This window comes from Kitasatospora sp. NPDC023118 (genome assembly GCF_055560875.1).
In genome coordinates, this window is the sequence record NZ_JBVHHW010000009.1 from 88,989 (window position 1) to 101,300 (window position 12,312).

The 12,312-nt window shown below is 72.4% G+C and carries 10 protein-coding genes; 4 read left to right on the forward strand and 6 right to left on the reverse strand.

All coding sequences use genetic code 11. The features are described 5' to 3' along the window. Positions 1 to 39: 39 nt before the first annotated feature. The 3 genes from ACZ3UD_RS13870 to ACZ3UD_RS13880 all read right to left on the reverse strand — a co-directional run bounded on the left by ACZ3UD_RS13870 (position 40) and on the right by ACZ3UD_RS13880 (position 5,812). Positions 40 to 3,927, reverse strand: coding sequence for a Pls/PosA family non-ribosomal peptide synthetase (locus ACZ3UD_RS13870; RefSeq protein ID WP_465586027.1), 3,888 nt, complete (start codon positions 3,925 to 3,927; stop codon positions 40 to 42). Positions 3,928 to 4,300: 373 nt separating this feature from the next. After that, complete coding sequence (locus ACZ3UD_RS13875; protein ID WP_465586029.1) at positions 4,301 to 4,579, reverse strand: hypothetical protein; 279 nt, start codon at positions 4,577 to 4,579, stop codon at positions 4,301 to 4,303. Positions 4,580 to 4,636: 57 nt separating this feature from the next. After that, entirely contained in the window at positions 4,637 to 5,812 is a 1,176-nt protein-coding gene (locus ACZ3UD_RS13880) for an FAD-dependent monooxygenase (protein WP_465586030.1), read from the reverse strand. Between the two features lie 330 nt (positions 5,813 to 6,142). Here ACZ3UD_RS13880 and ACZ3UD_RS13885 point away from each other — a divergent pair, with 330 nt between their 5' ends. After that, complete coding sequence (locus ACZ3UD_RS13885; RefSeq protein ID WP_465586032.1) at positions 6,143 to 6,760, forward strand: TetR/AcrR family transcriptional regulator; 618 nt, start codon at positions 6,143 to 6,145, stop codon at positions 6,758 to 6,760. Between the two features lie 34 nt (positions 6,761 to 6,794). Here ACZ3UD_RS13885 and ACZ3UD_RS13890 read toward each other — a convergent pair whose 3' ends face one another. Together ACZ3UD_RS13890 and ACZ3UD_RS13895 are read right to left on the reverse strand one after the other, a co-directional pair. Then, entirely contained in the window at positions 6,795 to 6,995 is a 201-nt protein-coding gene (locus ACZ3UD_RS13890; protein WP_465586034.1) for a hypothetical protein, read from the reverse strand. Then, positions 6,974 to 7,129 (reverse strand): hypothetical protein, encoded by a 156-nt coding sequence (locus ACZ3UD_RS13895; RefSeq protein WP_465586036.1) that lies wholly within the window; start codon positions 7,127 to 7,129, stop codon positions 6,974 to 6,976. Before ACZ3UD_RS13895 ends, ACZ3UD_RS13890 begins: the two co-directional genes overlap by 22 nt. A 5-nt stretch (positions 7,130 to 7,134) precedes the next feature. On the opposite strand from ACZ3UD_RS13895, the gene ACZ3UD_RS13900 reads away from it, so the two are divergent. The 3 genes from ACZ3UD_RS13900 to ACZ3UD_RS13910 all read left to right on the forward strand — a co-directional run bounded on the left by ACZ3UD_RS13900 (position 7,135) and on the right by ACZ3UD_RS13910 (position 11,183). Further along, positions 7,135 to 7,419 carry a hypothetical protein gene (locus ACZ3UD_RS13900; protein WP_465586038.1) on the forward strand — a complete coding sequence of 95 codons (285 nt, stop codon included), beginning with the start codon at positions 7,135 to 7,137 and terminating at the stop codon, positions 7,417 to 7,419. A 264-nt stretch (positions 7,420 to 7,683) separates the two neighbouring features. Continuing rightward, positions 7,684 to 9,306, forward strand: a complete 1,623-nt coding sequence (locus ACZ3UD_RS13905) for an alpha/beta hydrolase (protein WP_465586040.1) — start codon at positions 7,684 to 7,686, stop codon at positions 9,304 to 9,306. Positions 9,307 to 9,662: 356 nt separating this feature from the next. Then, the gene (locus tag ACZ3UD_RS13910; RefSeq protein ID WP_465586042.1) at positions 9,663 to 11,183 is read left to right on the forward strand and encodes an FAD-binding oxidoreductase; all 1,521 of its coding nucleotides are present in this window, start codon (positions 9,663 to 9,665) and stop codon (positions 11,181 to 11,183) included. 175 nt (positions 11,184 to 11,358) lie between these two features. Here ACZ3UD_RS13910 and ACZ3UD_RS13915 read toward each other — a convergent pair whose 3' ends face one another. Next, a complete protein-coding gene (locus tag ACZ3UD_RS13915; protein ID WP_465586044.1) occupies positions 11,359 to 12,096 on the reverse strand; it encodes an ABC transporter ATP-binding protein in 738 nt (245 codons plus the stop codon). Positions 12,097 to 12,312 lie beyond the last annotated feature (216 nt).

Below are 12,312 nucleotides of genomic sequence, written 5' to 3' on the forward strand. Positions count from 1 at the left end.
GACGGGGGGTGGTGCCGAGAGGGGCGTTCGGAGGGGTGGTCATGGCGTGGTCTGCCACGCCTCGATGGGGTTGCCCAGCCACCGCGTGTCCGCGGGGACGGACTCGGCGCGCATCACCAGCGAGGCCGGGCCCAGCGTGCTGCGCGCGCCCACCGTGCTGCCGGGCAGCACGATCCCGCCCGGGCCCAGGGTGGCGCCCTCGCGGAGGACCACAGTATCCATCCGCATGATCCGGTCGTGGAAGAGGTGCGTCTGTACCACGCAGCCCCGGTTCACGCTGACCCCGTCCCCGAGGGTGACCAGGTCCGCCTCCGGCAGCCAGTAGCTCTCGCACCACACGCCGTGCCCGACCTTGGCGCCGAGCGCCCGCAGCCACAGGTTCAGCACCGGGGTGCCCGGCACCGCGCCGACCAGCCACGGCACCGCCAGCACCTCCACGAAGGTGTCGGCGAGCTCGTTGCGCCACACGAAGCCGCTCCACAGCGGGTGCTCCACCGCCCGGAACCGCCCGACCAGCAGCCACTTCGCGGCCACCGCGACCAGGCAGGCCACGCCGCCCGCCGCCAGCAGCACCAGGCTGGAGAGCAGCGCGGCGAGCACGGGGGAGCCGTCCGCCAGCCAGGACAGTGTCGCCACCGTCAGCAGGCCCAGCGCCCCCGAGGCGAGCACCGGCACCAGCCGGGCCAGCTCGACCAGCCCGCGCGCCCACAGCAGCCGGGTCGGCGGCTCGTACGTCAGGCTCTGGTCCGCCTTGTCCACGGCGCGGGGCAGCCGCATCGGCGGCATGCCCAGGTAGGAGCTGCCCTTCTTCGCCTTCTCCGGCGTCGCCGAGAGCACGCCCACCAGGCCCCGCTTGGGCACCGAGCGGCCCGGCGCGGTCATCCCCGAGTTGCCGAGGAAGGCCCGCTCGCCGACCTTCGCCTCGCCGAGGCGCATCCAGCCGCCGCCCAGCTCGTAGGGCGCGATCAGGGTGTCGTCGGCCAGGAACGCGCCGTCCCCGACCGTGGTCAGGCTGGGCAGCGCCAGCACCGTGGACACCTCGGCGCCCCGGCCGACCCGCATCCCCAGTGCCCGCAGCCACAGCGGGGTGACCAGCCCGGCGTACAGCGGGAACAGCACCTCGCGGGCCCGGTCCATCAGCTGGGTGACGGTCCACGCCTGCCAGCTGACCCGGCCCTGCAGCGGGTGCACCCCGGGCACCAGGCCGATGCTCAGCAGCCGGACCAGCGCCACCAACTGCGCCGCGTACACCGCGCCGAAGGCCAGGGTGGCGGGCAGCAGGCCGAGCAGCGCGCCGCCGAGCGCCGGTCCGAGGCCCGCGCCCTGGTCGACGAAGCGGGAGAGCACGGCCAGCGCGGCCACGGCGGGCGCCATCGGAAGCAGGCCGAGCACGGCGTCGCTGGCGCCGTACAGCGCGGCCCAGGCGGGCCGGCGGACCGGAGGCTCCTCGGGCCAGGACCACTCGGCCCGGCCCAGCTTGACGGCGGGCGCGCCGCCCCAGCGCTGGCCGGTCGGCACCTGGCCGGTGACGCTGGAGCCGGCCACCACCTGGGCGCGCTTGCCGACCCGGGCACCGGGCAGCAGCGTCGACCGGGTGCCGACCACCGCGTCGGCGCCGACCTTGACCTGGCCGACCACCAGCCGGTCGCCGTCCAGCCAGTAGCCGCACAGGTCCACCTCGGCCTCGACGGCGCAGCCCCGGCCCAGCTTGAGCATCCCGGTGACCGGCGGCAGCGAGTGCAGGTCCACCTCCTTCGCGACCTTGGCGCCCAGCACGCGGGCGTAGGGGACCAGCCAGGCGCCGGACAGCTCGGTCGCGCCGCTCAGCTCGGCGAGCCGCTCGGCCGCCCACAGCCGCAGGTGCACGGCGCCGCCGCGCGGGTAGCTGCCGGGGCGCAGGCCGCGCAGCAGCAGCCGGGCGCCACCGGCCCCGATCGCGAGCCGGCCCGGCGGGCTGTACAGCGCGATCGCGCCCGCGCCGACCGCCCACCAGGAGGCGGTCGGCGCCCACGGGTAGTCGCCGAGGTGGGAGAGCAGGTTTCCGGCCGCCAGCAGGGCGACCGTCCAGCGCAGGCCGACCACGGTGAACAGCGGGATCAGCAAGAGCAACTGCAGCAGCTTGGCCCGGGTCGGCACCAGGGTGACGGTGCGGGCCTCGCCGCCCTCGGCGCCGGTACGCTCCAGGTACCGGGCGAGCTTGCGCAGCGTCGGGTGCTGGTAGATGTCCAGCACGGCGGCGCTCGGGTAGCGGGTGCGCAGCAGGGTGGTCAGCCGGGCTGCGGCCAGGCTGCCGCCGCCGATCGCGAAGAAGTCGTCGCGCGCACTGCTGACCTGCACCCCGAGGATCTCGGCCCACTGCTCGGCGAGCCAGGCCTCGGTGCCGTACAGCTGCTCGTTCGGCCCGGCGGCCTCCAGCTCGGGCAGCGGCCAGGGCAGCGCGTCTCGATCCACCTTGCCGGAGGTGCGGGTGGGCAGGGTGTCGACGGGGGCGAGCAGCGGCACCAGGGCGGCGGGCAGCTCGGCGCGCAGCCGCTCGACGGCCTGCTCGCGGTCGAAGCCGTCCTGGACCACCAGGTAGCCGACCAGCAGCTGGTTGCCGCCGCGCGCGGTCCGCACGGCCGCGGCCGCGCCGGCCACGCCGGGCAGCGCCTGCAGGGCCGCGTCCACCTCGCCGAGCTCGATCCGGCGGCCGCCCAGCTTGATCTGCTCGTCGGTACGGCCGAGGAACAGCAGGCCGGCCGGATCGGCCTGGACCAGGTCGCCGCTGCGGTAGGCCCGCTCCCAGCCGAGCGAGGGCAACGGCGCGTACTTCTCGGCGTCCTTCTCCGGATCGAGGTAGCGGGCCAGGCCCACCCCGCCGATCACCAGCTGCCCGGTGCCGCCGGGGGCGACCGGCCGGCCCGCCTCGTCCACCACGGCGAGGTCCCAGCCGTCCAGCGGCAGGCCGATCCGGACCGGCCCCTCGCCGGTCAGCAGCGCGGCGCAGGCCACCACGGTGGCCTCGGTCGGGCCGTAGGTGTTCCACACCTCGCGGCCCTCGGTGACCAGGCGCTGCACCAGCTCGGGCGGGCAGGCCTCGCCGCCGAAGATCAGCAGCCGGACCTCGTTGAGCGCCTCGGCCGGCCACAGGGCGGCCAGGGTGGGGACGGTGGAGACCACGGTGATCTCCTGCTCGGCCAGCCAGGGGCCGAGGTCGGCGCCGCTGCGCACCTGGGAACGGGGGACGGGCACCAGGCAGGCGCCGTGCCGCCAGGCCAGCCACATCTCCTCGCAGGAGGCGTCGAAGGCGACCGACAGGCCGGCCATCACCCGGTCGCCGGGGCCGATCGGCTCCTCCTGGAGGAAGAGCGCGGCCTCGGCGTCGACGAAGGCGGCCGCGTTGCGGTGGGTGACGGCGACGCCCTTGGGCTTCCCGGTGGAGCCGGAGGTGAAGATGATCCAGGCGTCGTCGGCCGGGGTGGGGCGGCGCCCGCCGACGGGTTCGCGGGTGCCCGTCGTGGTGAGGGCCCGCTCGGCGCCGATGACGGCGGCGACCTGGGCCTCGCCGAAGACCAGCTGGGCGCGCTCGTCCGGGTCCTCGGCGTCCACCGGGACGTAGGCGGCCCCGGCGGCGAGCACGGCCAGGATCGAGACGTACAGGTCGTTGCTGCCCGACGGCACCCGGACGCCGACCCGGTCGCCCGGGCCGATGCCGGCGGCGGCCAGCCGCCGGCGCAGCTGCTCGACCTCGGCGGCCAGGGCGCGGTAGCTGAGCACGGTGCGACCGTCGTCCAGGGCCGGTTCGTCAGGGTGGGCGCGCACGGTGGCGTCCAAGAGGTCGACCAGGGTGCGCGGGTTGGCGGCCGGGCGGCCGGGGAACAGCGAGTGCTGCGGCTCGGCCTGCGGTGGCTCGGCGTACTGCTCCGGGTGGATCGGTTCAGCAGTCATGGCAGCCCGTGCGCTCCTCGTCCTCGCCCCGTTCCGACCGATGCCCGGCCCCTGGGGCGGTGGGAGCACCGCCTGACCGGGTGACCCCACTCCGGGGCCGGAGCGGACAACCCGACCGATAGTAGCCCCGGCTTCCCGGCCCGGCAGGAGCGGATGCTCGGCCCAACTGGGGCTGGAATGACTAAATCTGACGTTCAATCAGTCAATAACTGAGGCCGTGACACTCTGATGTGACGATGCGTCATTCGAATTGACTGATCGTCAGGTCGGATTTTCGATCGTGATCCATGCCACAGCGAATGCTGCTCCCCCCGGGTGACGGGCCCGGCGTAGGCGACCAGGCCCTCCCGCTCCAAGCCGTCGACCAGGCCGGTCACGGTCGCCCGGGCCCCCGAGGGCAGCCGCGGGCCGGGAGGGCGACTTCTTGCCGCGGGTGGTCCTCCAGGTCGGTCAGTAGCCGGTAGCGGCCGGTGGAGAGCCTGAAGCGACCGAAGCGCACCTGGCCGGCCCGGCTGGGCCGGGCGCCCGCCGCCATCGACCGGGCCGCGACCAGGATCGCCCGCGGGTCTACCGACAGGCCGTAACGGGCGATCCGGCGGCGGGCCTGATCGAGGATGGGGGTGGCCGGATCGGCCTCGGGGTGCGGCGTCATGGACGAAATGCGGCGGCTCATCGGATTCCCGGTCAATCGGGGACGGGTGGCTCTTGTCTAGGCGGCACGGGGCGCGATCCGGGGCGGCGTCCAGTCGGCGTGCTTCAGGACGGTCCGGATCATCGCGCCGGGTGGTGTCAGCCGGATCGCGGCGTTGCGCAGGCCCACCGCCAGGGGGTTGGTGAGCTGCTGGCCCATCCGGCCGGCCCGGCGGGCGTCCCGGGCGACGGTCTGACTGCGCGGACGGCGCGCCGCGTCGTAGCGGGCGAGCGCGCCCTCGACCGTTCGCCCCTCGGCGACCGCCGCGGCCAGGGTCACCGCGTCCTCCAGGGCCTGGCAGGCGCCCTGGCCGAGGTGGGGCGTCATGGCGTGTGCCGCGTCGCCGAGCAGGGCGATCCGGCCCGAGATGTACGAGGGCAGCGGGGTGACCAGCTCATTGACGTCGTGGTGCAGCACGTCCTCCGGGCGGGTCGCGGCCAGCAGCGCGGGGATCGGGTCGTGCCAGCGCGCGAAGCGGCGGCGTACCTCGGCCAGCGAGTCCCGGTAGCGGACCCCGGCCGGGGCGTTCAGCACGGCGTGCCACTCGGCCCGGCCGTCCGGGAAGGCGATGTGGCCGAACTCGGCGCCGTGACCCCAGGTCAGCTCGAAGTCGGAGGTCAGTCCGTCGACCGGGCGCTCGGTGATCGCCCGCAGCACCGTCGAACCGCTGTACACCGGGCCGGGGTGAGTGGGGAAGAGACGGCGCCGGATCCGGCTGTTGATGCCGTCGGCCGCCACCAGGAGGTCGGCCTCCAGGGTGGTGTCGTCGTAGCCCACTGTGACCCGGGCGGGATGCGAGGTGTCGACCTCGGTCACCTCCGCGCCGATCACCAGGGACTCGGCGGGCAGCGCCTCGCACAGGATGCGGTGCAGGTCCGCCCGGGGGACGCCGACGATCGGCGCCCCCAGCTCCCGTTCCAGCGCCCTGCCGTCCATCATGGCGAGTCGACGGCCGTCTGGCGTCCACGTCCCACCGGTGTACTGCCGTCGCGAGGCCGCCTCGACGGCCTCGCCCACCCCGAGGATCCCGAGCGACCGCATGCCGTTGGCGTGGAGCGAGATCCCGGCCCCGGCATCGTCCAGGACGGCCGCCCGCTCGACCACGGTCACGTCCCACCCCGCCAGCCGGAGCCCGATCGCGGCCGCCAACCCGCCGATCCCGCCCCCGACCACCACCGCGCTGTTGCTGCTCATGCCCGGTCCTTCCCGTGCTGCCGTGCTCTTTTCTACAGCTGTAGAAGGAGCGTACTACGGGCTTATCCGGAGGGGTGGGGTGGGCCGCTCCGACGCTGCGAGGGGGCGCCGATGCCTGCCGGGCTGCCCGGTGGGTGGCCGCTCGGGGAGGGCCGCCGCCGGCGCGGGAGCCCGTCGCGCGACGGGGGCGGCCGCGCGGTGCCGTTGCGGCGGCTCGGGGCGAAGTGCCGTCGGCGTGGTCGTGCGGCGCGGTTCTGCGGCACAGTCCCGTCCGTGGCATTCCGTCACCGGGGTGGGCGGTCCGGGGGCCGGTGCCGGTAGAAAGGGGGGATGCGGCGAGATGAGGAGCAGGGGCAGGGTGGCGCTGGTCGGGCGGGGCGTCCGGATCGGCGGACCGTGCTGGCGGATGCGGCGATCGGTGTCCTGGCGGACGCGGGCGTGCGGGGGCTGACCCACCGGGCGGTCGATGCGGCGGCCGGTCTGCCGGTCGGCACCACCTCCGCCTATCTGCGGACCAGGCAGGCGCTGCTCACCGCCCTGGTGCGGCGGTTGGTCGAGCTGGACCAGGGCGAGCTGCAGGCCATGGGGGAGGAGCGGGTGGTGGTCCGCTCGGCGGATGAACTGGTCGAGGGGATCCGCGAGTTGATGCGCCACCGGCTGACCGGCGAGGGGCGGCGGCGGTCGCTCGCGCGCTACGCCTGCGCGGTGGAGAGCGTGCGCGACCCGGAGCTGCGGGAGATTCTTGTGCCGCGTGAGAACGCGGGTCGGGCCGTCGTCCGCGCCTTCCTCGCCGGCCGGGGTGTCCCTGACCCCGACGGGCGGACCGCCACACTCCTGGCCTGCATCGACGGGCTGGTCTTCGACCGCCTGGTGGGCGGCGGCGAGACCGGGACGGACGAGATCCAGGGCCTGGTGGCGGCCGCCCTGCGCGGCGCGAGCGGGGGCTAGCCGGTCACGAGCCCGCTTCCTTCGCGAGCTCCAACTAGGCGGCGTAGCCGGCGAGCAGGACGCGGAGGGTGCGGTGGAAGCACTGCTCGGAATCGAGGCCCTCGCCGGTGGCGAAGGCCTGGGTCAGATGGGGGTAGGTGTCCCGGTCCAGGGCCGCGAACTGCTCGGGCTGCGGCTCGGTGCCCTCGTGGTGGGGCGTCTCGCCGACCCCGCTCAGGGTGTGCCCAAGGTCCACCGGACCACGGAGTTCAGTACATCGAGCGCGTCGGCCAGCGGAACGCCGTCCTCGCGCAGCACTGCGATGCCGCGTTTGAGCAGGGCGAGCGCGGCCGGGGTGGCGGCCGGGCGGGTGGCGAGCCCGGTGAGCACGCCGGATGGCCGAGCAGCATCCGGCGCAGGGCGACGGCGAACTCCCGGACCACGTCGGTCCAGGGGCCGCTCGGTTCGGCGAAGAGATCTCCGGCGGACAGCTCCAGCAGTCGCTCTACCATGCCGTCCAGCAGAGCGGCCTTGCTGGGGACGTAGTAGTAGAGCGTCATGCCGGCCCGGTCGAGGAGCGCCGCTTTGAGCGGATCAAGGACCTGGTCGGCCCGCCGACGCCGAACGCGGTCTACCAGGTGGTCACCGAGGACAACCTGTCGCGGCCGATCGCCGAATAGCGGCGGTCGACCCCGGGCCGCAGGTAACGCGGGAGACCTGCGGCCCGGTCGGCGGTTGCCACCTGTAGGTGGGGAAGAACCGCCAGGGAAGAACGAGCGAAGATGAACCACCGTCAGGTCAATCAACCGTCAAGTTGGTTCATTCACAGAATGTCCTGACCATCCATGACGTGAAGTCCGAAGAATTTCCGCTGCTTCGAGGTCTTCCCACGGAGATCTCCGGCTGACAGGCTGGGGCCGCCCTTTCAGTACGGAGGAGGTTCCTTGTCCCGCATATCCACGTTGGCTGGAGCGGTCACCTGCGCGCTCGCCCTTGTCACCGGTACCGCCGTCGCTGCGTCGGCCGCGCCGTTCGACCAGGCGCCGGGTGCCGCGGCCGCCGAGGCGAAGGTCGACCCTGTCGACTGGAAGCCGTGCAACCCGGACCCGAGCAAGCCGGACCCCGGCATCTACGACTGCGCCGTCTACCCCGTGCCGCTGGACTACGACAACCCGTCGGGCGAGAAGGTCGGCATCGCCATGATGCGGCGGCGGGCGAGCGACCCGTCGAAGCGGATCGGCTCGCTGTTCCTCAATCCGGGCGGGCCGGGCGGCAGTGGCTACATGTGGGCGACCACCACCCGCTTCGGCGCCGAGGTGCAGTCCAAGTTCGACCTGGTCGGATTCGACCCCCGGGGTGTGGCCCGGAGCAACCCGCTCAAGTGCTTCAAGACGCAGGAAGAAGCCGACGCGGTCAACAACCGCATGGTCGGCGTGCCGGTCACCAAGGCCGAGATCGCAGACACCCTGGACGCGGACCAGGACTACACCGACGCCTGCAGCAAGAACGCCGGCCCGCTGATCGAGCACATGTCGACCATCAACGTGGTGCGCGACCTCGACCGGATGCGCCGCGCCGTCGGTGACTCCCAGCTCACCTTCGCCGGGTTCTCCTACGGCACCCTGATCGGTTCGACGTACGCGAACATGTACCCGAACAAGGTGCGCGCGATCATCGTCGACGGCAACGTCGACCCCAACCTGCGCCTGCACAACGGCATGGAGTACGACCGCCAGCGGGCGGGCGGCTTCGAGTTGGCACTGGACGAGTTCCTGAAGCGCTGCCAGGCCGCCGGCGCCCCGCGCTGCGCCTTCGGTGACGGCGACACCCGCGCCAAGTTCGACGAGCTCCGCGACCACCTGCGGACCAGCCCGATCACGCTGTCGAACGGGTCCCAGGTGACCCTGAGCAGCTTCACCAGCGAGGTGGCCAGCGCCCTGTACTCGCAGGCCAAGCTGGCTCCGCTGGCGAAGTCGCTGCAGGCCACCTACCAGGTGATGCAGAAGCCGGCCGCGGCCGCCCTGCTGGCTCCGAAGGCGAACGTCCCGGACGACGAGGCCAACCAGCTCACGGTGAACGTCCCGCGCGCACTGCGCGAGGCCCCGGCGGACTCCGAGTACACCGCTGACGACTCCTACATGGGCGTCAACTGCCAGGACAAGCCGTACCCGTCGAACGACCGGGTGTTCGCCAACGCCGCCCGGGCCTGGGAGCAGGAGTCCCCGACCTTCGGCCGCTACCAGGCCTTCGACGCCCCCGCCTGCGCGAGCTGGCCGGCCCCGGCCCGGGACGCCGAGCGCTTCAGCGGCCCGTGGAACAAGAAGACCTCCAACACCGTCATGGTGATCGGCAACCTCTACGACCCGGCCACCCAGTACAAGTTCGCCCAGCGGATGCAGCAGGAGCTGGGCAACGCGGTGCTGGTCAGCGTCGACTCGATCGAGCACTGCGCCGTCGGCCGCAGCAAGGCGCTGAACGCGCTGGTCACCCGCTACCTGGTAGACGGCACCGCGCCGCAGCCCGGTCAGCTGCTGAAGCCGGACGCCGAGATCTTCCCGTCGGTCTGAGGGATCTCCCCTCGAACGCCCGGCCGTTGAGGCCGGGGCTGTGGTGGCCGGCGGCTCCGTCGGCCACCACCGGCGTGTTCTCCGGCCGAGGCCCCGGATCGCGCGGACAATGCAACGGAGGATCGTCATCGAATCTCCTTTGGAGCGGATTCTGTGGAGTTGTCGGGGACCATAGTCGACGCCACTGACAATCGACGCCCCGCACGCCCCTCGGGAACATCCTCGGCAGACCGTCGACGGATTACTGAAAATGACGTACTGTCACACTAATTCGTAAATGGATTCCCACAGTCGAATACCCGTGTTAGCGTCCGGCTCGCCAGACTCTCTCGAACCAGAGAAAGCGGGGGAAGGTCATGCGACACGAATTCTCCGGCCGGTCGATCCTGCCCGGCGATCCGCGCTACCAGACGCTGAGCCAGGGCTTCAACCAACGCTGGCACAGTCGACCCGCCTACATCCGGCTGGTGGGCGACGAGGCCGACGCGGTGGCCGAGTTGAATCGGGTGCTGGACCGCGGGCTGCGTCCCACCGTCCGCGGCGGCGGCCACTGCTACGAGGGCTTCGTCGACAACGACCGGGGCGTGATCCTCGATCTCAGCACGATGCGCGGCGTGGCGGCGTCGACCGACAAGTACGGCCGGCCCACGTACTGTGTCGAGGGCGGCGCCACCAACTGGGACGTCTACACCACGCTGTTCCGGGAGCACGCCGTCACCCTGCCCGCCGGGTCCTGCTACTCGGTCGGCGTGGGCGGGCACATCTGCGGCGGCGGGTTCGGTGTGCTCTCCCGGCGGCACGGGCTCACCGTGGACCACCTCGTCCAGGTCGACGTGGTCACGGTCCGGGGCGGCAGCGCCGTGGTGACGAAGGCACACCGTGAGGACGCGCGGGACTCGCCCGAACAGGACCTCTTCTGGTCCCACACCGGTGGCGGGGGCGGGAACTTCGGGGTGGTGCTGCGCTACCACTTCGCGGTGGACGTGCCGCAGCCGCCGCCGCGGGTCTGGCTCAGCAGCATCGCTTGGCCCTGGGGCGAACTGGTCAAGCGGCCGGGCGACTTCGAGACGCTGCTGAACAACTTCGGCGCCTTCCTGGCCGACCACAGCGGCCCGCGGGAACCGGTCTACGACGGGCTGTTCGCGATCCTCAAGCTCACCCACCGCTCCAACGGGAACGTCGTGCTGTTCAGCCAGTGGGACGGCGAGGACCCGGCGCCGTTGGACGAGTTCGCGGCGGCCGTCGAGCAGGGGATGGTGACCCGCTCGGTGGCCCAGACCCACAGCGTCGGCGGGCTGTTCCTGCCGTACCCGGAGAAGCGGCGGCAACTGCCCTGGTTCCAAGCCACCATGACGCTCAATCCCTCGGGCGACAACCAGCGCGGCAAGTACAAATCGGCCTACCACCGGGAGCCGTTCAGCCCGGCCCAGATCGCCACCTTCTGGGACTGGCTGACGCGGGACGGCGAGGGGGCGGACCTCACGAAGACCCTGGTGCAGATCGACTCCTACGGCTGCCGGATCAACGCGCGTCGGCCCGAGGAGACGGCCGTGGCGCAGCGCGACTCGATCATGAAGCTGCAGTACCAGACCTACTGGACGGACCCGGCCGAGGACGCCGACCACCTGGCCTACCTGTCCGGTCTCTACCAGGAGGTCTACCGGGAGACCGGAGGCATCCCGGAGATCGACACCGCGACGGACGGCGCCTACGTCAACTATCCGGACATCGATCTGGGCACGCTCGACCAACGGGACCCGGCCTACCCGAGGCTCTACTACAAGGGCAACTATCCGCGACTGCAACGCACCAAGGCCTACTGGGATGGGGAGGAGGTGTTCCACCACGCCCAGTCGATCCGACCGCTCCAGGCCTGACCGGCGACCTGCGGGACGCTGAACCCGGGCGGCGGCTTGCCAGTGCCGACGTCCTGGGGCCGGCATTCCGGGGCGGCGCCCCGAGGTCCGACGGCCGCCAGGCCCAGCACCCCAAGGCCCGACGGCCGCCAGGTCCAGCACCTCGGGGCCCACCCCCCGCCGGGGCCCACCGCCCTTACGCCGCCTGCTCCGCCGACTCCTCCTCGACGATCCGCCCGTCGCGGAGCTCGATGACCCGATCGGCGAGCCTCATCAGCGTCGGGTCGTGGGTGGCGACCAGGACCGTGACGCCCTCGCTGCGGACCACCGCGCGCAGCAGTTCCATGATCGAGCGTCCGGTCTCCGAGTCCAGCTGCCCGGTGGGCTCGTCGGCGATGATCAGGCCGGGGTCGTTGGCCAGCGCGCGGGCGATGGCGACGCGTTGCTGCTGGCCGCCGGAGAGCTCACCGGGCCGCTGGTTGGCGTGGCCGGCCAGGCCGACCAGGGCCAGCAGGGTGTGCGCACGCTCCTCGCGCTCGGCCGGCGGGACCTTGCGCAGCCGCATCGGCACGCCGACGTTCTCGGCGGCGGTGAGCATCGGGATCAGTCCGAAGGACTGGAAGACGAATCCGATCCGCTCCCGCCGCAGGGCGAGTCGGCCGTCCTCGTCCAGCCCGCCGAGGTCGATGCCGTCCAGCGCGATGCTCCCGCCGGTCGGTGCGTCCAGGCCGCCGACCAGGTTGAGCAGGGTGGTCTTGCCGGAGCCGGACCGGCCCTTGAGTGCGGTGAGTTCGCCGCGCTCGATCGAGAAGCTGATGCCGCGTAGGGCGTGGACGGTCCGCTCGCCGGTGCCGAAGCTGCGCCGGAGATCGGTCACGGCCACCATCGGGCCGATGGTCGTCAGGGCGGTGTCGACGGCCTGATGCTGCGTCATGCGGCGTCCCCCTGTGGGCGGTGGCTACCCGGACTGTCCGGGTTAACGGATGCGATGGTTTCGCGGGTTCACGATCCCGAGCAGAAATTCGAGAAAGAGAAGTTTCCTGGTCAAAGGAGTGCGGTGAGGCCGAAGCTGTGAAGTGTGCATGGCATTTTGGCGGCTTGCCCGCGGCGGGGATGCTACCAATGCAAGGAATTTGCTCATTACTTACTT

Bases quoted from the DNA above. Each gene is read 5' to 3' on its own strand.
- ACZ3UD_RS13870 (WP_465586027.1), bottom strand. From the start codon at position 3,927: ATGACTGCTGAACCGATCCACCCGGAGCAGTACGCCGAGCCACCGCAG.
- ACZ3UD_RS13875 (WP_465586029.1), bottom strand. From the start codon at position 4,579: ATGACGCCGCACCCCGAGGCCGATCCGGCCACCCCCATCCTCGATCAG.
- ACZ3UD_RS13880 (WP_465586030.1), bottom strand. From the start codon at position 5,812: ATGAGCAGCAACAGCGCGGTGGTGGTCGGGGGCGGGATCGGCGGGTTG.
- ACZ3UD_RS13885 (WP_465586032.1), top strand. From the start codon at position 6,143: ATGCGGCGAGATGAGGAGCAGGGGCAGGGTGGCGCTGGTCGGGCGGGG.
- ACZ3UD_RS13900 (WP_465586038.1), top strand. From the start codon at position 7,135: ATGGCCGAGCAGCATCCGGCGCAGGGCGACGGCGAACTCCCGGACCAC.
- ACZ3UD_RS13910 (WP_465586042.1), top strand. From the start codon at position 9,663: ATGCGACACGAATTCTCCGGCCGGTCGATCCTGCCCGGCGATCCGCGC.
- ACZ3UD_RS13915 (WP_465586044.1), bottom strand. From the start codon at position 12,096: ATGACGCAGCATCAGGCCGTCGACACCGCCCTGACGACCATCGGCCCG.